Source organism: Kastovskya adunca, from assembly GCF_059505785.1.
In genome coordinates, this window is sequence record NZ_JCACLG010000020.1 from 32,664 (window position 1) to 54,615 (window position 21,952).

Sequence of the window (21,952 nt, forward strand, 5' to 3'; positions counted from 1 at the left end):
CCTGAGTGACATAAGGGGAAAGTTGGCTTATGGATTTTCTGGAATGCGTTCAATCTGGGCATAACCACTAAAGATTAACTTTTCTCCTTGGGTTTCCAGGCGATTAATCCGTAGGGTGACACCATCTAGATTAAAGCGATCCAGATCGACCATATTATCCAAAATTTCAGCTAGCGCCGTCGTCAAAGTTCGAGAAACGGCTTGCACAGATTCGGGAATTTCCTCAGGCTGAAACTGGGGGTTGTTAAACCGTATCCGCCGCCGACGCTCAACGTCTAGAGTGCAAGTCATACTCAGGGGCACCAAACCCTGTTCGGGAAGCTCGGCTTTGGCTTGCATCTTAACCTGGTTGTTGGGTAGCAGGTTGACATGCACGTCTGTAAAGGAAATCGGCTCCCCGCCAGAAAGTTCAGTTAACTCAGGATTGGAGAGATTTTCTAGGCGTTTTCTCACCAACTCTGCTTTGAAGGCGTCGTTGATATCATTTTCTGTAAGGGTGACTTGCGCGATCGCCTGAGTTGGCTGCTTGAGACGAATCTTACCCTTCAAAACAGAACTAAAATCGATGGAGACAGCATCAGTTTCAAAGGACATTTCCTCCGCCCTGAACTCCCGACGAATCACCAAGCCAGTGCCACTGACTTTGAAGCTGTCGATACTGCCTTGCAACAACTTGCTAGAAGGGTAGCAGCGAACAACCACATCCACTGAATCGCTCCGGGTGAACAGGTGGCGAATGGTTTGGCTGGCAACGGTATTGAGCATCCGTTCGCCCCAATCCGTACCGGGATTTTCTTTCAAACTTGTAAAGCCACCTAACATAAAGTTGTAAATCCACCGAACTTTCTTAACTCTTTTTAACAGAAGATTCGGTTCTGAGCAATCACTCGTTAGCTCTTACCTTCTGTGCCTTAGGTTAGAGTTTAAAGCTCAGGCAATGACTAATAGAGGACAAATAAAAGCCTGTACCCCCCATCACTGCGTTCGTTGAAGATTTACCTTCAACTCAGCTCACTCTTTAAATTATTCCGAATTTCTTTTCAAGCCCATAGGACATTCTGATGAGAATAAGCATGAAGAGGTTATTGGTTCTCCCCATTTCCCTAACCTCAGTACCCTTAATTAGGACTCAGCACTTCCTTTAACACCCACTCCCGGAGAGCAGCATTTACCTGTTCTGGCACCTCATCGTGAGGACAATGACCCGCCTGGAGATAATGTTCTGTTAGTTGAGGATAGTACTGACGAAACTTTGCCCCGCGTTCTTTGGCATTCATCCAAGGGTCAGCTTCTCCCCAAAGTAGCAGTAGGGGACAAGTCAGTTTCTTTAGCAAGACATCAATTTTTTCACCTTGAGGCGTTTTGAAAACGGAGGCAAATACTGTTGCAGCACCCGCATCACAAGAAGGAAGATAGATTTCTTCTACTAGTTGGTCAGTGATGGCGCGTTGGTCGAAATAAACCTTCTCAAGGGTATTCCGAATCACCCAGCGTTGCCGCAGATACTGAAACAACAAAAAGCTTGCCCAAGGTTGCAGCAAAATTGAACGGCTGAGGTCACTGACAAGTTTTTGTAGAGGATTGGGCTGTTGATTTGGCACCTTTGCATCGGTAAAGGGTCCCGCACTGTTGAGCAAGACTAAGCCAGCCACCGCATCAGGACGCTGGGCAGCTACGCATAAGGCGGAGTAACCTCCTAGGGAGTTGCCCGCTAGCACAGTCGGCTGACCAATTACTTCCGTGATGAAGTCGTACAACTGGTCGCGCCATAGGTCACCGCCATACTGCCAGTCGGGTTTAGCAGAACGCCCAAATCCCAATAAGTCAATTGCCCATACTTCAAACTCATTCTGAAGTTCGGCGATGTTTTTACGCCAGTGGTCTGTGGATGCGCCAAAGCCGTGAATCAATAACAAGGGTGGGCGTTCCGGGGTGCGATCGCCTGCTTTTACGTAATAAATAGATTGACCCCGCCACTGCCAATAAGTACCGGGGATAGGGGCAGTCGCGGCAGTTGAAGTTACCTGCATAGTTACGGTCAATGTTAAGTAACGTTAACTTCCCTATTCTATCGTTTTAAGAAAGTCCTAAGTCCTGAGTAGGAGAGGTGAGGAGATGCGGGCGCAGGAGATTGGAAGCAGGGAGAGCAGGGAGAGCAGGGGAGCAGGGGAGCAGGGGAGCAGGGGAGCAGGGGAGCAGGGGAGCAGGGGAGCAGAGGAGCAGAGGAGCAGGAAAGCAGCGGATAACTTCACCCTTCATACTTCACCCGTTCGGCTGAGCTCACGGCCGAAGCCTTCATACTTCACCCTTCATACTTCCTCCTTCCTCTCCACCCATTCAATGACCTGCTTACCCACGCGGATGTTACTCAGACGGTCAATTTCACGGATGCCTGTAGGACTAGTGACATTTACTTCTGTCAGGTAGCCGCCGATGACATCAATGCCGACGAAGTACAAGCCATCTTTTCTGAGTTGGGAGGCGAGGCGATCGCATATTTTCCGGTCTTGTTCGGTAATTTCGGTTGGGGCGACTCTGCCACCTACTGCCATGTTGCCGCGAAACTCGCTGCCTGTGGGAATGCGATTGACGGCTCCAATTGCTTCTCCATTGAGCAGGATGATGCGCTTATCACCTTCTTTGGCAGCGGGGAGGTAGGTCTGAATCATTACAGGTTCGCGACCACGTTGGGTGCTAACTTCGATGAGAGAATTAAAGTTGCGATCGCCTGCTTCTAAAAACAAAATTCCCTCTCCCGCTTTCCCTCCCAAGGGCTTGAGAACGGCGGCTCCCTGCTTTTCTACGAATTTTTTGATGACTGCCTTATCCCGGCTAACGATCGTTTCCGGAATCACGTCCTGAAATTGCAGGGCGTACATCTTCTCATTCGCCATCCGTAACCCGGAAGGAGTGTTAACTACCAGTGTCTTTTCCGGGTTGATGTAGTCCAGGATGTAGGTGGCGTAGAGGTAAGGAATCGTCACGGGCGGGTCAGTCCGCATGAAGACGGCGTCCATGTCTTCTAAGGGACGAAAGGCAGCTTGAGAGATGCTATACCACTGCTGGGATACCACCCAACGTCCGTCTACCAATTCTGCTGGCTGCAACTGCACTGGCTCTAGAAGCGCCCAGGCTTGACTGTTGACAACACTTAACTCCTCAACTTGAGTCGTCCAAACTTCATGACCCAGTGCTTGGGCAGCTTCCATCAACGCTACACTTGTATCGTGACCAGGATCGAGCTTTGATATTGGGTCAATAATAAAAGCAAATTTCACGCTGGAATTCCTTATAAGTCACGCAATTGAACGCAAGAAGAAAGTTTCGCTGAATTGAACGGTTTCAGACGGGAGTAGCGATCGCGCTTGGAAAGAGAAATTCTTTCTTGCCGTCGTTCAGCATACCAGCACCTGAATATTAACAGTATTAATGGGCAGCTTCACCTTGCAGCAGGTTGTCTAACTTCCCCCTCGCCTCCAAGTCATGAAGGTCATCGCATCCGCCGACATGATAGTCATCAATAAAGATTTGCGGTAGTGAGCGACCTCCATGTGCCCGTTGGGCCATTTCAGCTCGTGCTGTCTCATCGCCGTCAATACAGTATTCGGTAAATTCCACCTGCTTTTGCTTCAGTAGCGCCTTTGCACGGACACAGAAAGGGCAGCGACTCCAGGTATATATCTCAACATTAGGTTGCATAGGTCAAAATTATTAAGTAATGTTTCTTTGATTTTAGAACGTCAACGTAATTAGTTACGGATCAGTTGTTATCTACTAATAGCAAGTTTGTACGGGTGATTTTTCTCTTCCCAACTCCCGATCACCCCCACACTGCTGATCTCGATTGTGCTTCTCTACTTCCCCTTCATCGGCTTATCCACTTAGCTGTGAGCGAAATCACACTCTTATGTTGTGCCAAGTAACTGATTTTAAAGAGCTTTACTGATATTTTTAGCCAATCGGCTTCCCCAAAAGTCCTTGTCGCCAAATGCAGGCTAGAGGAAGTAATTTTGATTAAGGAAGGCATTCCTAAAAGAAGTGCTGCTTCCTTTTTACTATCTGCTGAAAGTTAATAAATCTGTAAATATGGGTAATGTGCAGTTAGGAGCGGCTGGTTATCTTTTCTATCATTTTTTCTGGGGAGTTAGTCAGTTTGTTCAACTTTCGTCTACAGTGGGTAAAAAGCTCAAGACGGTGGTTCTAACTGCCGCTTCATCTACCGAATTACTACTGATGAATTTTTTCTTGAGCGCAGAAAATAAAGCCGACATCAACGCCCACCGAAAACTTTACTGATGGACTATTCAAGAAAGTCTGCGGGGAAGACTCATGTCTAGCAAGCAAAACCTATTCACAATTCATTTTTGGGGCGTTCGAGGTAGTATCGCCTGTCCGGGGCCAGAAACTGTCCGCTACGGAGGAAATACACCTTGTGTAGAAATGCGAGTTGGTGGCAAACGCCTCATCTTTGATGGTGGAACAGGTTTGAGAGTCTTAGGGCAATCTCTACTGTCACAAATGCCAGTAGAAGCTTATATGTTTTTCACCCACTCTCATTGGGACCACATTCAAGGCTTTCCGTTCTTTGTCCCTGCCTTTATAAAAGGGAATTGTTTTCATATCTATGGCACTGTTGCTCCTAATGGTGCCACGGTCAAGCAACGATTAAATGACCAAATGCTGCATCCAAATTTTCCTGTGCCGCTACAAGTTATGGGAGCAGATTTGCAGTTTAACGACCTAGAAATCGGAGAAAAAGTCCAATTTGGCGATGTAACGATTGAAAACGCCTTGCTAAACCATCCCGGTGAAGCTGTAGGTTACCGGGTGAGCTGGCAAGACGCTGCTGCCGCCTACATTACCGATACAGAACATTTCTCAGATAGGCTAGATGAAAATGTCCTGCGTTTAGCTGATAGAGCAGATGTGCTGATTTACGATGCTACCTACACCGATGAGGAGTACCACTCTCCCGCATCAAGTAAGAAGGGTTGGGGTCATTCCACCTGGCAAGAAGCCGTTAAGGTGGCAAAAGCTGCCAAGGTGAAAAAATTGGTGATTTTCCATCACGACCCACTCCATAATGATGACTTTCTAGATCACATTGGAGAACAAGCCGCACAGGAGTTTACTGACACGATCATGGCGCGGGAAGGTTTATCAATTCAGTTAGTACCCGCTTCAGTCGCTACATCTGAAGCCGCCACCATTGCCGAGGCGTTTGCGTAAAGGTGACTTGGGGATTGATGAGCTTAACCATTAGCCAGGAATCCCTAACAACTGACCCATGACAAATTGCCAAATTATGTAAAAATGTAAAGCGTGTGGGTTACTTCTTCTCCAGCCACTGCTTTAACTCCAACTGCTGTTGCCCTAGGAAATTTTGATGGTATTCATCGCGGGCATCAACAGGTAATTCAGCCTATCTTAAAGAGCCGTGGAGTTTCGCAGACGATCGCTACACCTTCACCCTCCCCAGAGTTAGGGTTGCCCAACAAATCGCCAGATTTTGTCAAGACAACGGCTGGGGAAACAGAATCTAGTTATTCAACAGTTGTCACGTTTAATCCTCATCCCCGTGAGTTCTTTTCTGGTCAACGGCAGTTAGTCCTGACGCCTTTGGCAGAGAAGGTAAAGCAGCTAGAAGTTTTAGGGGTCGAGCAGTTAGTGTTGTTGCCCTTTGACCGGGAATTAGCAGAGTTGAGTCCCCAGCAGTTTGTAGTGAATATTTTAGTAGAGCAGCTACGGGCAACGCGGGTGAGCGTCGGGAAGGATTTTTGCTTTGGGCGAAGACGAGCCGGAACGTCAGAAGATTTGCAGGCGATCGCGGCGGCTTATGGTATTGATGTAACGATTGTGGGGCTGGAAACCTGTCAAGGCGATCGCATCAGCAGTTCCGATATTCGCACCGCCCTCCAAGAAGGCAAAGTAGAGGATGCCAATCGCTTGCTGGGTCGCCCCTACACCCTAACGGGAACTGTTAGTTCCGGACAGCAACTAGGTAGAACGATTGGATTTCCCACGGCTAACTTACAACTACCTCCAGAAAAATTTCTTCCCAGACAAGGCGTTTACGCCGTGGAAGCCTCTTCTAGCTTGACCTTATCTGCCGCTCATCCGGCTGTGATGAACATTGGACAACGTCCAACCATCAATGGAGTCGGTTACACGATAGAGGTTCACTTGTTAGATTGGTCAGGCGATCTATATGGACAGACCTTAACAGTGAGCTTGGAAAAGTTTTTGCGACCGGAACAAAAATTTGCTTCCCTAGACGAACTTAAAGCCCAAATTCAGGCAGATTGCGACACGGCAAGAGTTATTTTAGAGACTGGGGGCTAATCTAAAATGAGACAACGAATTGAGCAACTGACCGAAAATTTAGGTCAGGCGATTGTCGGTAAAGCTGATGCTATCCGCCTAGTGATTGTGGCACTGCTATCCGGTGGACACGCCTTATTAGAAGATGTCCCTGGCGTTGGTAAAACCCTTTTGGCAAAATCCTTGGCGCGCTCGATTGATGGGCGATATCAGCGCATCCAATGCACCCCGGATTTGTTACCTTCAGATATCACAGGTACCAACATTTGGAATCCCAACAGCCGCGAGTTTGAATTTCTCCCTGGCCCCGTCTTTGCTAATATCCTGCTGACAGACGAAATCAACCGTGCCACTCCCCGCACTCAGTCTGCCTTGCTGGAAGTGATGGAGGAACATCAGGTAACGGTAGATGGCACCCCTCGCCGCGTACCCTTCCCATTTTTTGTCATTGCCACGCAAAACCCCATCGAGTATCAGGGGACATTTCCCTTGCCGGAAGCGCAGATGGATAGATTCATGCTGTCCTTGAGTTTGGGTTATCCCACAGAAACAGAAGAACTCCAGATGCTGCAACGACATCAAAGTGGCATGATGTTTGAGGAGTTGAGTCCTTGTATATCTTTAGAAGACGTATTGGAACTGCGCCGTCTTTGCGCTCAGGTCAAGGTAGAAACGGCTTTGCAACAATACATCCTCAACTTAGTGCGAGCTTCTCGTGCTGATGAAGAAGTAACGTTAGGAGTCAGCCCTCGCGGTGCCGTTGCTTTGCAACGGAGTGCTCAAGCACTAGCCTTTTTGGAGGGTCGTGAGTATACAATTCCTGATGATGTCAAGTTTCTGGCACCTCATGTCCTTTGCCATCGTCTAATTCCCACAGGCGGGCGTCGTGCCAAAACAATTGTTGAGCGACTACTACGCTCGGTGCCAATTCCTTAGAGTTTTCAGTTAAGTATGTCAAAGCGTGTGAGGTCAAGAGTTCGGCGGCAAAAACGCGGGAAATCCCCTATGGTTTTGCTGCTATTCATTTTGCTGTGGAGTCTTTGCTTGGGATGTGGTTTGGCATTGAGCCTAGATGCACCCAAAGGAAGTCCGGAGTTACCAGTTTTGAGTTCTGAGTGGGAAGACAGTTTTGCTGAGGGGGCTTTTAGTGCTGCTGAGTCCTTGGAAATAGAACCCAAGAAAAACCAGACTTACTTAAACCAAAATTTATCTCCTGAATCTGACTCAGGACTATTTGCTCAAGTTCCGTCAACAACGATTGGCACAATTGATGTGGTTCCCAGTCGCTACCAACTTGGTAAAGAACTTTATCTGGAAAATTGTGCAAGCTGTCACGTTGCTATCCCACCGGAAGTGTTTCCCACTGAGACTTGGCGTCGGTTACTGCAAGAGCAAAATCAGCACTACGGTAAGCAGCTTAAGCCTCTAACTGGCCCATCTCTTTTAGTGATGTGGGACTACTTACGAACATTCTCTCGTCCCGGTAAGGAAAATGAATCTGTTCCTTATCGAATGAGTGAATCTCGCTTTTTCAAAGCTCTGCATCCCCGCGTTGACGTCCCACAAACAACAAAGGTTGGTAGCTGTGTAAGTTGTCACCCTGGTGCAGTGCAGTTTAATTATCGTGAATTGAGTTCCGAGTGGGAGAATTCTCCTTAGTGGTGAGTTATTAGTCGTTAGAGCGGTTTTTGCTCAAATACATTACCTCCAGTTCAGTTAGGAATTGGGGGCAGATGGCTTTTGACCAGTATTTATGAACCTGAGAAAAATCTTTTGAGGCGATCGCTCTCGAAATTGCCTTAATTATAATGGCGATTTTAGGCGTCGCACTTTGTACTATTTGAGGAGATGGGGGATAGGGAGAGACGATTAGTTACGAATTATGAACTATGAATAAAACTTACTTTATGGGTGTCGATGTTGGCACCACTACTACTAAAGCGATCGTTTTCTCCGTAGAGGGTGAAGCCAAGGGAATTGGAAATAAAGGCTATGACATTATTTCGCCTAAGCCCTCTTGGGCAGAACAAGACCCCAAAAAAATCTTTGGTGCTGTTCTGGCTGCCGTATGTGATGCTATTGAAAAAGCCGGGGTATCCAGTCAGGAAATTGCGGCGGTGGGTTTTAGTGCTGCCATGCACAGCTTGCTAGCGGTTGATGGGAAAGGAGAGGCGCTGACGAATGCCATCATCTGGGCAGACAATCGCAGTATTGAGCAAGCCCAGCAGCTCAAAAAAGATAATACCGGACAGGAGCTTTACCAACGTTCGGGGACTCCCATCCATCCGATGTCTCCTTTGACCAAACTGATGTGGTTACGGGAACATGAGCCGGAAATGCTGAACAAAGCGGCAAAGTTAATTTCGATTAAAGAATACATTTTCTATCAGTTGTTTGAGCGCTACGTCGTAGACTATTCCATGGCCTCAGTGACAGGGCTGTTTAATTTAAGACAGCTCAACTGGGATGCCAAAGCACTAGCGACGGCGGGAATTCGCCGCGAGCAACTTAGCGAATTAGTCCCAACTACCCATATTCTGCGGGGGATGAAGTCTGAATATGCCGCAGCAATGGGACTGAACGCAGACACGCCGATTGTAATTGGTGCTAGTGATGGTGTGCTTGCTAATTTGGGTGTCGGGGCAATAAAACCCCATCAGGTGGCTGTCACAGTGGGGACAAGTGGAGCAATTCGCAGCCTTGTTGATGCACCCTTAACTGATCCGCAAGGACGGACGTTTTGCTACCCTCTAACAGAGAAGTATTGGGCAATTGGGGGAGCGAGTAATAATGGTGGGATTGTCCTGCGGTGGTTTCGCGATAGATTTAGCGATCGCGAAATTGAGCAAGCAAAACTTGAGGGGTTAGACCCTTATGAGGTGATGATTCGAGAGGCATCACAGGTGTCAGCAGGAGCGGAAGGCTTGATTTGTCTGCCGTTTTTGTCAGGCGAACGGGCACCCTATTGGGATGCGAATGCGCGAGGAGTGTTTTTTGGCATCGGGCAACATCACACGCGATCGCATTTTATTCGCGCTGTCTTAGAAGGTATCGTCTTCAGCATGTACAACATTTATGCTGCCCTCCGAGAGCTAGCAGGCGAAACCGAATCTATTTTAGTTTCTGGCGGATTTGCCCGTTCTGAGTTGTGGCGGCAAATGATGGCAGATGTGTTTGAACAGGAAGTTTTGCTTCCAGAAGTCTACGAAGCCAGTAGTTTTGGGGCAGCAATACTGGCAATGTATGCGGTGGGGGCGATAAAAGAATTAACGGAGGTCGAGGACATGATTCACATCACCCAACGCCATCAACCGGATGCCAGCCTCTGCAAGACTTATGGCGATTTATTCCCCATTTACAAACGTCTGTACGCCAACTTAGTAGAAGAATTCAGCGCGATCGCTGACTATCAGCGTCGTTCGGCTGAGTCGCAGGATTGATCAGTTTGCAGCAGCCAGTGGGGAAGCGGAGGAGCAGGGGAGCAGGGGAGAACCTCTTACCCTTCATACTTCATACTTCACCCTTCATACTTCACCAAGCGCCTCCGGCAACGGCTTCGCCGAACATACTTCACCCTTCATACTTCACACTTCATCCTTCATTTACCATTTCTTATAGGGCAAGAACTTACCACACATAATGACCTTAACGCGATCGCCTTTGGGGTCTTCTTCCTTCTCTACATCTAGGGTGAAGTCAATTGCACTCATAATCCCGTCGCCAAATTTGTCATGAATCACCGCTTTCATTGGCATTCCGTAAACCTGCATGATTTCATAAAACCGATAAATCAAGGGATCGGTTGGAATTACAGGGTCTAAAGAACCTTTTAGCGGGCATTCTGTCAAAAGTTCAGCAAATTCCTCCCCTAACCCCAAGGCTGAGACAATTTTACTTGCCTCATCTGGGGAAGCACTTGCTTGACGGTAAATCACGGAAGCAATCCATACCTCATCCCGTCCGACAGTTTGTTCTAAGTCAGCAAAGGTGATGCCCTTTTGTTTTTTGGCAGCCAAAAGCTTCTCAGTAATCGCGGCGATCGCCATTAAAAACTCCTTCTCAAATCTCGCTTAATTAGAACTTTTGTTTCTTAGCGGATCTGTAGTCTGATATACAAGCAAGCGGGGAGTACAATCAGCTTGCCTTACCACGGCATCGACAGTCCTAAAAGCACGCCAGGACTTTCCTGTTTTCGATAAAATAATTGCGACCCTTGGAGAACCGATTCAGCAATGCGCGTAGTATTCCGTGAGTTCAACCCTTTTGATTTATGGATTTGGCTAGAGTTCAACACTGTCCCTTCTGTGATGGAGAAGGAATACGTTGAGGAAGTTTTCAACTCCTGGTTTTTCTTGGGCAAGTTGGGAGGATTTGATGCCGAAAACCTCCAGGTGCAAGAGATTGGGTTAGATATCAACTATATGGATTATGACGAGAGAGTTGCCGAAAACAGCCTGATGGCGTTGATGCACAACAAGCACGAGTTTGAGTATGAAGGGACTTGGGGACGTTGTTGGTTTGACTTGGGAACTAGCGACGCGATCGCTCTTGATGTTTTAATTAATGCTCTTAGGCAACTCTCCAAAGAGTATGTGAACATTGAGCAATTGGTTATTGGTGGTGAAAACGAAGACTGGCCCGTTGGCGATGAGAATCGGTATCTCTTCTATGATGCTGAGTGATTTTTAGTCGCTTTTTTGAACCGAGTTAATTTTTGCTCAAATCAGGCGATCGCATATACATAGATGGGTAAAGCCAATCGAATCCGCATACTAGCACTAGGGCTGATCGCAGATGGCGATCGCCTCTTTCTTTCTCAAGGATACGACCTCGTTAAACAACAAACCTTTTATCGCGCCATGGGGGGCGGAGTTGACTTTGGAGAAACCAGCTACGACGCCCTTAAGCGGGAGTTTCAAGAAGAAATACAAGCAGAACTCACTAATATCAAATATCTCAGTTGCCTAGAGAGTATATTTACCTTCAACGGCAAACCTTATCATGAGATTATTCAGCTCTATCAATGTGACTTTGCCGACCAAAATTTTTATCAGCTTGATGAATTGATCTTTATTGAAGGCGATCGTGAAAAACCCGCGCTTTGGGTAGATATCCCTCGCTGTAAATCGGGAGAGCTAAGAGTTGTTCCAGAAACATTTCTCACATTTATTTAGTACCTTTTGAAGGGAAGTTATTATATCCTTGAAATTAATTTGCTACTTTAAAAAATAAAAATATGAGGATTATAATTTCTGCCTCTCCGTATAAAGTGGCTAAATTTTTAAGTTTTTTGCTCTTATTTTTCACTACTACAGGAATTATTGCCGAAATCTTTATTTTCCTTAACTATCCATTTGGCTCCTCAGAGTGGTTTGTTGAATTATTTGACTTGGATGCTGAATTAAATCTTCCGGCTTGGTACTCGTCGTTTACCTTGTTGTTTTGCTCTCTAATTTTACGAGCCATTACACAGATCAAGAAAACTGCACGCGATCGCTACGCATCTTACTGGAAAATTCTTGCCAATATCTTCTTTTTTCTAGCGTTAGATGAAGCTTTTAGCCTTCATGAACTCTTGATTATTCCCTCGCTAAGAGAGTCTTTAAATATTCCTTCTATTTTTTATCAGACCTGGGTAATTGTAGGAGGAATTCTTGTCTTGATTTTCTTGTATTCTTACCTAAAATTTTTCTGGCACCTCCCCAAAAAGGTACAAAGACTATTTTTGATGGCAACACTCTTTTACTTGGGTGGGGCGTTGGGAATGGAAATGATCGGTGGGTATGTGTGGGAAACTTATGGCAGGCTGAGTTTAGCCTATGCGCTTTCAACCACAGTAGAAGAAGCGTTAGAAATGCTAGGTATTGTTGTCTTTATCTATGGCTTGTTGTACTACATCAGTTCCCTAGCCCCAGAAGTGAACCTGCAAATTAATTTCAGTGACAAAGCAAAGCCTTAACACAAGGTTTAGTCGTTGGAGGGTAGCCACAAAAAAAGGGCACGCATCTTTGCGTACCCCTCGATCCTGAGTAAATTCAGTTCTAACGGAACATACTGCTCACAGAACTATCTTCGTGAACACGCCAGATTGTTTCACCCAATAAATTCGCCACCGATAGCACAGTCAATTGCTGGAAGTGGCCATCCTTGGGAACGGGAATTGAGTTGGTGACAATCACTTCTTCAAATAATCCACTGGATAAGCGCTCAATTGCTGGGGGTGAGAAAACCGCATGGGTAGCGCAGGCGTAAACTTGCCGTGCGCCTTCTTCCCGCAAAATTCTGGCGGCTTCTACAATCGTACCCGCCGTATCAATCATGTCATCGACTAACACCGCTGTTTTACCAGCGACATCGCCAATAACGTTCATGACTTCGGCGACGTTGTGAGCTTGCCGACGTTTGTCAATGATTGCCAAAGGCGCATCATCTAGCTTTTTGGCAAAGGCTCTGGCTCTGGCAACTCCACCCACATCTGGTGAAACCACCACCACGTCAGAAAGTTGCTTACTTGCTAGGTAGTCTAGTAAGACAGGAGAACCATAAACATGGTCAAAGGGGATATCAAAGTATCCCTGAATTTGAGCGGAGTGCAAATCCATTGCAATGACACGATTTGCCCCTGCTCCCGTGACTAAATTAGCAACCAATTTGGCTGTAATTGACTCTCGTCCAGCAGTTTTCCGGTCTGCTCTGGCATAGCCATAGTATGGAATTACTGCCGTAATTTGACGAGCGGAGGCCCGATGACAGGCATCAATCATGATGAGTAATTCCATCAAATGATCGTTTACGGGCTGACACGTTGGTTGAATGAGGTAAACATCACAACCCCGAATCGATTCTTGGATTTGGATATAAAGTTCTCCATCGGCAAACCGCTTGCGAACCATTGGTCCCAAGTCCATGCCCAGGTAGCGAGCTACTTCTTGAGCAAGGGGAATGTTAGCAGAACCCGAAAATAGTCGGAGACGATTATTATCCGCAATTGGCGGCAGTATTGGCTGAAGCGTTAACGTTGCAGAACGGATCACGGCAGACCCTCGAAGCTGGTTTCACCGCAATCTTACCATTAGTAGTTATAAAGTTGCTTGAAATCTCTTCTGAAGCAGTGCCAATATGTCTATCAATTGCTGGTGCTGATAGCAGGGAATTCATTGACTGATGAAATCAACTTGCTACTTCGACCTCAGTATTTTTACTAAGCGGCGAGAACGAATAAAACTGATAGTCATAGCTATAGGTGAGTTTCAGCGGTTGTCATTTTGACGAAAACAATGGCTGAGACAAAACCAATTTCATTGTTCTGATGCTGAAAAAACGGCGTTGTCGATGTGGGCGCTCGACCCTAAATTTAATATTTTCATAATTAACAAGGAAGAAATGCCTAAGTAATATTGCTGAGTAGCTCTCAGCAGAGAGTTAGTTATGCCGGGGGTAGGGTAACAGCGGAAGTCATTCCAAAGCAACAACATCAGACAGTATCCCCCTGCTTATTAAGATTTTCTATGCCGATTGAGGTGGATTAGGTGCATTATCCGTGTCTCCATTGAAACCCTGTAAATTTCCTGGGAACGGTAAATTTTGTTTGAGAGGCGATCGCCACTTTCTCTTTCTCTCATCAAACCAGAACGCCGCACAACAAGAAGCCTGAGTTCTTGTTGTCACTGGTCTGCCAGACTTGCAGCAGACAGGAAATAGAGAATTTTTCTTTTCTTGAAAAATCCCCGCCTTTTGTCTTAGTATTCATCAGACATCAGGCAATAACTATCTAATCCATCTGCCTAACTAAGAATAGCTAGCACAGCTCTGAGATATCCTCAATATCACTGATTTTGCTGAGAATTATTGAGGATTAATAACTCTCTCCTGCTCCATAATATTGCTATAATATTTAATAAAAAATTCCCCTATCTAAGGAAGTAAATCTATCTGAGCGCAACTAAATATTGCTGTTAAAAAACAACAAGATAAGTTTCCGGGATGGCAAACCCTGCACATTTTCCGAAAAATAAATCGTCTTAACTGCCCCAAACGTAGAGAGTTGGCGGCTTTGTTTCATTCACGATAGGCTTAGGAAGTAACAGCGTCTTCCACGGATTCCCTAGGAATCAAATTTAGGTAAGGCGTTTTTTATCGTTTTCCTCAACGTTGCTTCTCAAGTCTATGCAACCACCGATCGCCTCTGGAACTATTTTGCAGAATCGCTACCGCTTGCTGAATATTTTAGGTCAAGGCGGGTTTGCTCGTACTTATCTGGCAGAAGACCAGGGGCGTTTTAACGAGCTTTGTGCGCTTAAGGAACTAATTCCGGCACAAAATACTCCTTACGCCGTGGAGAAGTCTAGGGAGCTGTTTCAACGCGAGGCAACGACCCTATATCAGATTCAGCATCCGCAAGTGCCGCAGTTTCGAGCGACCTTTGAGGAAAATGGGCGGCTGTTTTTGGTGCAGGACTATGTGGAGGGAAAGACTCTGCGGGACATCCTCAACCAGCGCAAACTCCAAGGTCAGTTCTTCTCAGAAATCGAAGTTCGACAGTTTTTGTTGCAGCTTTTGCCCGTACTCGATCACATTCACACTCAGGGCATTATTCACCGCGATATTTCCCCGGACAATATTATTGTCCGAGAGAAAGATGGCTTGCCCGTGCTGATCGATTTTGGGGTGGTGAAGGAATTAGCCACTCGGTTTCAGCAGCCGGATGCGGTAACTCCTGTCACGACGGTGGGAAAGCCGGGGTATGCGCCGAGCGAACAAATCCAAAGCGGTCGGGCTTATGCCAGTAGTGACTTGTATGCCCTAGCCGTGACGGCTTTAGTGTTGCTGACAGGTCAAGAGCCGAAAGATTTATTTGATGATACCCAGTTGCTCTGGCAATGGCGCAACTATGCAAATGTCAGCGATCGCTTTGCCAGGATCTTAAATCAGATGTTGAGCTACCGACCAGGCGATCGCTTCCAATCGGCAAGGGCAGCGACTCAAGCCATTGAATCGCTGGTTAATACTAATACTCCTAATACTCCCAAGCCGGACTCGGTTCAACGACCAGCAGACACCAACTCCAGCTTACCAACGCTAGCCGTGGGACACCGCCCAGAACCTGTCGCTGCGGGTTCTAGAAGCCCCAATCGAGCTGATCCCGTGATTCGCGAACCATCTACTGCATCAATTTGGGACAGTCCCTGGGCAGTAATCGGAGCGGGTTTGGTTTTGACACTCTTAGCAGGGCTTTGCTCTTGGGCAGTGGTCAGTGCGATCATGAATGCTCGACAGCAAGCTGTACCGTCGCCCATCTCTTCTCCTACTCCTACAACTCCTACCATTACTCCTAGCGCCACCCCCACAGTCACCCCCAGTCCCCAGCCCCAGACTTTCAGTCGCCAACTGAATCTCTTTCCTGGCACTACCGTTACGGAAGAGGGCAATCTGAGAGCCAACACCACCGCCAACTACATCATTAGTGGCGAACAAGGTCAACGACTCAGTGCTGGATTGAGGGGAGAAGGCGTCTTGATGACTGTCTTAGGGCCGGATCAAAATCCCGTTGATGAACAGGCGGTACGAGCGCAACGCTGGGAAGGTACACTTCCCTTTAGCGGGGACTATACCGTTCAGTTACGTACTGTCCGAGGATTACCGGAGAGCGACTATCGGCTGAATCTTACCCTAACTGACCCACCAGAACCAACACCAGAACCGACACCGGATGAAACTCCAGCACAAACCTTTGATACAGAAGTGCTGAGATTGTCAGCCGCTGGTGGGCAGGTGGTAGCGAGGGGGGCAACAGGCCCTCAGCGGATCAAGCGCTACGTTGTGAATATTCGGGAGGGAGAGCAATTAATGGCTACGGTACAACAGGGGGATGTCACCTTCGATCTTCGCTCCGGTAATGGTCAGATTGTGCAAGATCTTTCTGGTCTTACCTCTGTAGGCCCCTTGCCCTTAGATAGCGGTCAGTATTTTATTGATGTGATCGCCAAAGACCGCACAAACTTTACGATGGCTATTAGCGTCCAAAGTCCAACCAATACCATTCCACCAAACCAGTGAACGTACTACTCATTACTGGCACCGATACAGAAACGGGCAAAACGGTTTTAACCTCTGCTCTAGCCGCCTATTGGCAAACTTACCGTTCCCGCCAAAGTTTGGGGATGATGAAACCGATTCAGTCAGGAGTTGGCGATCGCGAATTGTACGGGCAGCTATTTTCCCTTGATCAATCTCCAGAGGAGATCACCCCACTCTACTTTGCCGCACCGCTAGCACCACCTTTGGCGGCTCAACAAGAGGGGCGTGTTGTAGATTTAGCCAAAATCTGGCAAGCCTACAATACCTTACAACAGCAACGAGACTTTGTTTTAGTAGAAGCCTTGGGGGGTTTGGGTTCGCCTATAACGCAAGAGCTAACGGTGGCAGATTTAGCTAGAGATTGGCAGTTGCCAACAGTCTTGGTGGTGGCGGTAAAGTTAGGAGCGATCGGGCAAGCTGTGGCGAATGTTGCCCTGGCACGCCAGTCTAAAGTTAACCTAAAAGGGATTGTCCTCAATTGCGTTAATGCTTGTCCGGATCAGGACATTGCCAATTGGGCACCGATTGAGTTGATTCAATCATTAACCCATGTTCCGGTTTTAGGGGTTATCCCTCATCTGATCGACCCGACTGATGTGGCTAAACTCGCGCAAGTTGCATCCGATTTAGATCTCGAAGGACTAGTAGGGATGGGTTTAGCCGCTCAATTTCAGTAGACGAATTTTTCAATAAAATCTGCCCCCATATATTCATTCCCCATTAAAGAAAAAAATGGTTTCTACCGTCCCCAACCAATCTTCTGTTGACCTAACACAGATTAGAGCAGAAATTCGCACCTTGCAGCCTCAAATTATCGAATGGCGCAGGCATCTCCATCAACACCCGGAACTAGGATTTAAGGAACTGCTAACGTCTGAGTTTGTTGCCCAAAAGTTAACTCAGTGGGGCATCGAACATCAAACGGGAATTGCTAAGACGGGGATTGTTGCCACGATTAAAGGCGACACCGTTGGCCCTGTATTAGCGATTCGTGCCGATATGGACGCCCTGCCGATTCAAGAAGAAAATGATGTCCCTTATCGTTCCCAGCATGACGGGATGATGCACGCTTGTGGTCATGACGGGCATACGGCGATCGCCCTTGCTACGACCTACTACCTCAACCAACACCGCAGCGACTTTGCTGGCACAGTAAAGATTATCTTCCAACCGGCAGAAGAAGGGCCAGGGGGTGCCCAGCCGATGATTGACGAGGAGGTACTGAAAAACCCGGACGTGGATGCAATCATTGGGTTGCACTTGTGGAATAATCTCCCCCTTGGCACTGTCGGCGTTCGTAGTGGGGCATTGATGGCCGCGGTTGAGTGTTTCCGCTGCACCATCTTAGGGAAAGGCGGACACGGTGCAATGCCTCATCAAACGGTTGATTCGATTGTTGTCAGTGCTCAGGTGATCAATGCTTTGCAAACCATTGTTGGGCGCAATGTTGACCCGATTCAGTCAGCGGTAGTCACGGTAGGGGAATTGCAAGCAGGAACTGCTTTGAATGTGATTGCCGATACTGCCCGGATGAGTGGCACGGTGCGCTATTTTAATCCCGATTTTGAAGGCTATTTTGGCAAGCGGATTGAGCAAATTATTGCTGGTGTTTGTCAAAGTCAAGGGGCTAGTTATGAGTTGGATTATTGGCGGCTTTATCCACCTGTCATTAATGATGGGAATATGGCGGAGTTAGTCCGTTCGGTAGCGGTAGATGTGGTAGAAACGCCTGCCGGAGTGGTGCCAGAATGTCAAACGATGGGTGGAGAAGATATGGCATTTTTCCTGCAAGCAATACCAGGGTGTTATTTCTTTTTGGGTTCGGCTAATCCCCAGAAGGATTTGGCGTATCCTCATCACCATCCACGTTTTGATTTTGATGAAACGGCGTTGGGAATGGGGGTAGAGATGTTTGTGCGTTGTGTAGAGAAGTTTTGCCGTTAGTCTGCTGTACAGCGGTTCCGTGATTTTTTGGTAGTACTTAAAACCTCCTAAACCGCTGTATCCGCAGCTTTTTTTAGGCAATAACATTGATTGGCTCTAATAGATTCTTTGCCACTGCCTTCGCTTGTTGAAATGCTAAGGAGTTATTCGTCACTTGAGTAGAAGTCGTTGCACCATCGAGGAGAATCATCCATTGGACAGCTAGGTTATCTGGATCTACAACATCCGCAGCTATTGCCAAGTCCCGGAGATATATTTTTACTAAGCGTTTATGTTCCGCACACAAAGCATGAATTGGTGAGTAGGGATCGGAAAACTCAGCCGAAGCATTAATAAAAATACAGCCAAAAAAAACAGGACTTCTAGACCATTGCTCATACATATCAAATACGGCAAATAGACGCTCAATAGGACTCTCATAGCGATCGACTTCCCGCATGAGCCAGTTACGAAAGTTCTCATCATGCTTTCGCAGACCCGCAAGAATAAGTTCATCTTTTGACCTGAAATGCCTGTAAAGAGTATTTTTAGCGACACCCGATTCAGCTAAGATTTTGTCAATGCCCGTAGCGTGAAAACCATACTGGTGAAATAGCTGGAGCGATACATTGACAAGATGTTCACGAGACTGCTTTGCCATATCAATTCTCTAAATTCTAGGGGAATGTTAATACTACTTGTGGACTCAACAAGAGTTAGTTGAAATACAGCTCTGTTCTAACAAATTATTGTTTTTGTCGGGGAAAGTCTGATTTATACCTCTGATTCTAATCAGTTGACGACAATACAGATCTGTCCTATTATGTTTGTGCTGTCCGCAAAAGAGAGATTGATTCTTAGCCTGAGGTTATTCCTTGCCCTGCATACTGGCTGGTAATTTCAATTACGTTAACGTCTGGGTATCGTTTGCGTCCATGTTGCAAGGCGACTTTCTCAGTTAAGACGGATAGAAGACAGATCTGTACTTGTGCAATCTACTTCACAGTTCATTGGGATTACAGCAATCTTTAAGTCAATTGATTACGCTATAGAACCCATTGCTGAATTGGCTCCAAATATTCAGCATCTTAGCGTCCTCATTAGCCACTTAATAATTTGAAAATTGTTGAAATCCGATTTTTGAATCTTTAGGAGAAGTTATGGCGATTCAATTGAACAATCCTCGTCAAATTGCCAGAGATCTACTCAAAGACTCTGTATCCAGCGATTTATGGAGAGACAATCAACAGTTCGTTGTCCGCTTTCGCGATCGCTTACAGCAACATCCCATTACTCACCACCCCGCGATTCAAGCATTAAATCAAGCTTCCTTTGGGCTAGATGCCATGCGGAAGATCCACTTAGATTATCGCCACGCCATTGTGCAAATTTTTACAGATGCCCTGCTGATGGCGCAAGTACAGAGTCGGCAAGTAGAACAGAGATTAGCATCAGGAACTAAGATGTATGCTCGATTTCTGCTCACCCTCAACACTCTAGATGAGGTGGGATTTAAACCTGGAACAGACCAAAGCGGTTACTATCGAGGCAATCCTCTAGAAGCCCATTATCCTTTATATGAAAGGGTTCTCGATAGTCTGGGGGTCAGTATTAATCAACGAGCAGCTTATACTCCAAGCCCGCAGGCGGATAGTGTCCGAACGTTCTTGGAAGATGCCTACGGCGATTTTAATTCAGTTGTTGCGTTGCTTGCTGTTGGTGAGCGGGTAGTTGTTCTCTTTAGCGCTCCATTGCGAGAAAATGCTAAAGCTGTTGGAGTAGAAACTGGAGAGGGCTATTACCTCAATCACGGCGCGAGTGACGACATGCAAGCAAAAGCAGATGATGATACCCATGAAGATGATCTTTGGTATGTTCTCATGCAGTCTCTTTTGCCCACTGAATATGAAAGAGTAACAGCTCTTTGCGATCGCTACTGTGATTTGTGGATGGCTTTTTGGGATGCTCAAATGCTGTTGACTCAGGAGCAGCGAGTAGAAGGTGAGGCAGTCATCGCCTAACAAGGCACTGGAGGGATAGACCATCATCGGTTAAATTAATATGTCATCTGGATATCATGACGGAGAGAAGGCTGTTCAGTTACGTGCCAGAAGGCAGTTTGAAGCTGAGCAACTCAATGGGATGGTTCGCCCGACGCTCACGCTTGCTCCTAAACGTTTTCTGGAATCCCAAAGTTTAGCAGTGGTGGGTACCGTCGATGGAATTGGTCAGGTTTGGGCTTCACTACTCACAGGTTCCCCTGGTTTTTTGCAAGCATCGACAGAGCGGCGAGTTCAGATCAATGCCACCCCGATTCCAGATTCGCCCCTGAGTGCCGCATTAAAGGAAGGAACTCCCTGCGGTGTGATAGTCATTGATTTAGCCTCTCGTGTCCGTTTGCGGCTGAATGGGAATGCAGTTCAGACACCTGACAACAGCATCGTGTTAGACCTGCGGCAAGTGTATTTTAATTGTCCTCAGTATATTCAGAGACGCTCCATCAAAACTTCTGGGGCTAAACCACAAGCACCTGTAACAACAGCCGCTGAAGCCCTCACCTCCGTGCAGATTCAATGGATTAATCAAGCTGACACCTTCTTTATTACCAGTCTTCATCCTGAATCAGCTTGTGCCGATGCCTCTCATCGGGGTGGTTTTCCAGGATTCGTTCAGGTATTAGATTCTCAGACTCTGATTTTTCCAGACTATGCGGGCAACAATATGTTTAATACGCTGGGCAATATTCATCTCAACCCGCGCACAGGAATACTTTTTCTTGACTTTAAACAGGGTAAAACCTTGCAATTAACCGGGGAGGCGCAGATTCTTTGGGATGCAGAAGCAAGGAAAGGATTTGTAGGAGCAGAGCGTGTTGTCCGGTTTGATGTCCATCAAGTTTTAGAAGTTTCAAGTGCAACATCTTTGCGTTGGGATTTTATTGACTACTCACCCTACAATCCGGGAATTAGGGACTAGGTAGTTCAACAACTTGAATCTGAATAAGTAGGACATGTAAGTAATTAGAGGTTTGTCGTGAGGGTTAAATTCCTCACAATGGCGCTTAAGCCCTGACTAAGAAACATTTAAAGAAATATTACCTTGTAAAACAAAGTTTGATTTATTCCCGCCTACTTACTTAGGTCATCCTCATCGGCTCTACCTCCACAAATCATGGCAGTAGGAGAATCATGGAAACAGAAAAATTGTTTGTGAGTGTCTGCATTCCGCAGGAGATTCGAGATAATTTGCAGCAGTACCAAGACGGACACGAGATTAAATCAACTTCAACGGCGGTAGAAGCAATTCTGCGAGAGTATTTTCAGACTGACGGTGAATTAGAGTGCGTACCGTTATGGCAGTTTAAACTACTAGAGGAGAAAGTGAGGGGGCTGAGTCGGCAGGTTGAGACACTGATTGCTGCGGCTCCTTCACTTGCACCTCTTGGAACAGAAGCCAGCACAGAAGAGCATGGAAACGTGCCTCAGCCAACTATCGCTTCAACTTACGAAGAGATAGAGGATGAACCTTGCGAAGTTTTGACAGCGTTTTTATCCCCTGATCCAGTTGATCAGAAGATAAAGGATAAACCTCCGACTGACTGACAAAAGTCCTACATCCGCTTGATTGATCG

Annotated in this window: 23 protein-coding genes; 15 read left to right on the top strand and 8 right to left on the bottom strand. The window is 46.7% G+C overall.

Going from position 1 to position 21,952, the window contains the following annotated elements:
- Nucleotides 1-27: 27 nt before the first annotated feature.
- The 4 genes from AC5JR3_RS06510 to grxC form a co-directional block, all read right to left on the bottom strand.
- Nucleotides 28-822, bottom strand: coding sequence for an LmeA family phospholipid-binding protein (locus AC5JR3_RS06510; protein WP_495844188.1), 795 nt, complete (start codon nt 820-822; stop codon nt 28-30).
- 296 nt (nt 823-1,118) lie between these two features.
- Nucleotides 1,119-2,030, bottom strand: a complete 912-nt coding sequence (locus AC5JR3_RS06515; protein WP_495844190.1) for an alpha/beta fold hydrolase — start codon at nt 2,028-2,030, stop codon at nt 1,119-1,121.
- 279 nt (nt 2,031-2,309) lie between these two features.
- Nucleotides 2,310-3,278: a glutathione synthase gene (gene gshB / locus AC5JR3_RS06520; RefSeq protein ID WP_495844192.1), complete on the bottom strand. Its 969-nt coding sequence runs from the start codon at nt 3,276-3,278 to the stop codon at nt 2,310-2,312.
- A gap of 148 nt (nt 3,279-3,426) precedes the next feature.
- Nucleotides 3,427-3,699, bottom strand: a complete 273-nt coding sequence (gene grxC / locus AC5JR3_RS06525) for a glutaredoxin 3 (protein WP_495844194.1) — start codon at nt 3,697-3,699, stop codon at nt 3,427-3,429.
- Between the two features lie 339 nt (nt 3,700-4,038).
- Here grxC and AC5JR3_RS06530 point away from each other — a divergent pair, with 339 nt between their 5' ends.
- The 6 genes from AC5JR3_RS06530 (at nt 4,039) to AC5JR3_RS06555 (ending at nt 9,761) form a co-directional block, all read left to right on the top strand.
- Nucleotides 4,039-4,296 (top strand): hypothetical protein, encoded by a 258-nt coding sequence (locus tag AC5JR3_RS06530; protein WP_495844196.1) that lies wholly within the window; start codon nt 4,039-4,041, stop codon nt 4,294-4,296.
- 33 nt (nt 4,297-4,329) lie between these two features.
- Nucleotides 4,330-5,229: an MBL fold metallo-hydrolase gene (locus AC5JR3_RS06535; protein ID WP_495844198.1), complete on the top strand. Its 900-nt coding sequence runs from the start codon at nt 4,330-4,332 to the stop codon at nt 5,227-5,229.
- Between the two features lie 93 nt (nt 5,230-5,322).
- Nucleotides 5,323-6,342 (top strand): bifunctional riboflavin kinase/FAD synthetase, encoded by a 1,020-nt coding sequence (locus AC5JR3_RS06540; RefSeq protein ID WP_495844201.1) that lies wholly within the window; start codon nt 5,323-5,325, stop codon nt 6,340-6,342.
- Between the two features lie 6 nt (nt 6,343-6,348).
- The gene (locus tag AC5JR3_RS06545; RefSeq protein ID WP_495844203.1) at nt 6,349-7,257 is read left to right on the top strand and encodes an AAA family ATPase; all 909 of its coding nucleotides are present in this window, start codon (nt 6,349-6,351) and stop codon (nt 7,255-7,257) included.
- Nucleotides 7,258-7,326: 69 nt separating this feature from the next.
- Complete coding sequence (locus AC5JR3_RS06550; RefSeq protein WP_495844205.1) at nt 7,327-7,980, top strand: cytochrome C; 654 nt, start codon at nt 7,327-7,329, stop codon at nt 7,978-7,980.
- 230 nt (nt 7,981-8,210) lie between these two features.
- A complete protein-coding gene (locus tag AC5JR3_RS06555) occupies nt 8,211-9,761 on the top strand; it encodes a gluconokinase (protein ID WP_495844207.1) in 1,551 nt (516 codons plus the stop codon).
- Nucleotides 9,762-9,923: 162 nt separating this feature from the next.
- Here the strand turns inward: AC5JR3_RS06555 and cynS are convergent, their stop codons facing one another.
- Nucleotides 9,924-10,367 (bottom strand): cyanase, encoded by a 444-nt coding sequence (cynS, locus tag AC5JR3_RS06560; protein ID WP_495844209.1) that lies wholly within the window; start codon nt 10,365-10,367, stop codon nt 9,924-9,926.
- Nucleotides 10,368-10,553: 186 nt separating this feature from the next.
- Here cynS and AC5JR3_RS06565 point away from each other — a divergent pair, with 186 nt between their 5' ends.
- The 3 genes from AC5JR3_RS06565 to AC5JR3_RS06575 all read left to right on the top strand — a co-directional run bounded on the left by AC5JR3_RS06565 (nt 10,554) and on the right by AC5JR3_RS06575 (nt 12,280).
- The gene (locus tag AC5JR3_RS06565) at nt 10,554-11,003 is read left to right on the top strand and encodes a DUF3531 family protein (protein WP_495844212.1); all 450 of its coding nucleotides are present in this window, start codon (nt 10,554-10,556) and stop codon (nt 11,001-11,003) included.
- A 63-nt stretch (nt 11,004-11,066) separates the two neighbouring features.
- A complete protein-coding gene (locus AC5JR3_RS06570; protein WP_495844214.1) occupies nt 11,067-11,495 on the top strand; it encodes an NUDIX hydrolase in 429 nt (142 codons plus the stop codon).
- Between the two features lie 62 nt (nt 11,496-11,557).
- Entirely contained in the window at nt 11,558-12,280 is a 723-nt protein-coding gene (locus tag AC5JR3_RS06575) for a DUF8692 domain-containing protein (RefSeq protein WP_495844215.1), read from the top strand.
- Between the two features lie 82 nt (nt 12,281-12,362).
- On the opposite strand, the gene AC5JR3_RS06580 is transcribed toward AC5JR3_RS06575, so the two are convergent.
- Together AC5JR3_RS06580 and AC5JR3_RS06585 are read right to left on the bottom strand one after the other, a co-directional pair.
- On the bottom strand, nt 12,363-13,355 hold the full coding sequence (locus AC5JR3_RS06580; protein ID WP_495844217.1) for a ribose-phosphate pyrophosphokinase: 993 nt from the start codon (nt 13,353-13,355) through the stop codon (nt 12,363-12,365).
- Nucleotides 13,356-13,827: 472 nt separating this feature from the next.
- Nucleotides 13,828-13,989, bottom strand: coding sequence for a hypothetical protein (locus AC5JR3_RS06585; RefSeq protein ID WP_495844219.1), 162 nt, complete (start codon nt 13,987-13,989; stop codon nt 13,828-13,830).
- 498 nt (nt 13,990-14,487) lie between these two features.
- On the opposite strand from AC5JR3_RS06585, the gene AC5JR3_RS06590 reads away from it, so the two are divergent.
- The 3 genes from AC5JR3_RS06590 to AC5JR3_RS06600 are packed head-to-tail and all read left to right on the top strand — an operon-like array spanning nt 14,488 to nt 18,342.
- Nucleotides 14,488-16,377 (top strand): protein kinase domain-containing protein, encoded by a 1,890-nt coding sequence (locus AC5JR3_RS06590; RefSeq protein ID WP_495844221.1) that lies wholly within the window; start codon nt 14,488-14,490, stop codon nt 16,375-16,377.
- On the top strand, nt 16,374-17,075 hold the full coding sequence (gene bioD, locus AC5JR3_RS06595) for a dethiobiotin synthase (RefSeq protein ID WP_495844223.1): 702 nt from the start codon (nt 16,374-16,376) through the stop codon (nt 17,073-17,075). The genes AC5JR3_RS06590 and bioD overlap by 4 nt, the downstream gene beginning before the upstream one ends.
- Before the next feature lie 55 nt (nt 17,076-17,130).
- Entirely contained in the window at nt 17,131-18,342 is a 1,212-nt protein-coding gene (locus AC5JR3_RS06600) for a M20 metallopeptidase family protein (protein WP_495844225.1), read from the top strand.
- A gap of 73 nt (nt 18,343-18,415) precedes the next feature.
- Here the strand turns inward: AC5JR3_RS06600 and AC5JR3_RS06605 are convergent, their stop codons facing one another.
- Nucleotides 18,416-18,982, bottom strand: coding sequence for a TetR/AcrR family transcriptional regulator (locus AC5JR3_RS06605; protein ID WP_495844227.1), 567 nt, complete (start codon nt 18,980-18,982; stop codon nt 18,416-18,418).
- Nucleotides 18,983-19,481: 499 nt separating this feature from the next.
- On the opposite strand from AC5JR3_RS06605, the gene AC5JR3_RS06610 reads away from it, so the two are divergent.
- The 3 genes from AC5JR3_RS06610 (at nt 19,482) to AC5JR3_RS06620 (ending at nt 21,923) form a co-directional block, all read left to right on the top strand.
- The gene (locus AC5JR3_RS06610; protein WP_495844229.1) at nt 19,482-20,342 is read left to right on the top strand and encodes a hypothetical protein; all 861 of its coding nucleotides are present in this window, start codon (nt 19,482-19,484) and stop codon (nt 20,340-20,342) included.
- A 40-nt stretch (nt 20,343-20,382) separates the two neighbouring features.
- Entirely contained in the window at nt 20,383-21,297 is a 915-nt protein-coding gene (locus AC5JR3_RS06615) for a pyridoxamine 5'-phosphate oxidase family protein (RefSeq protein WP_495844230.1), read from the top strand.
- Between the two features lie 212 nt (nt 21,298-21,509).
- On the top strand, nt 21,510-21,923 hold the full coding sequence (locus AC5JR3_RS06620; protein WP_495844232.1) for a hypothetical protein: 414 nt from the start codon (nt 21,510-21,512) through the stop codon (nt 21,921-21,923).
- Nucleotides 21,924-21,952 lie beyond the last annotated feature (29 nt).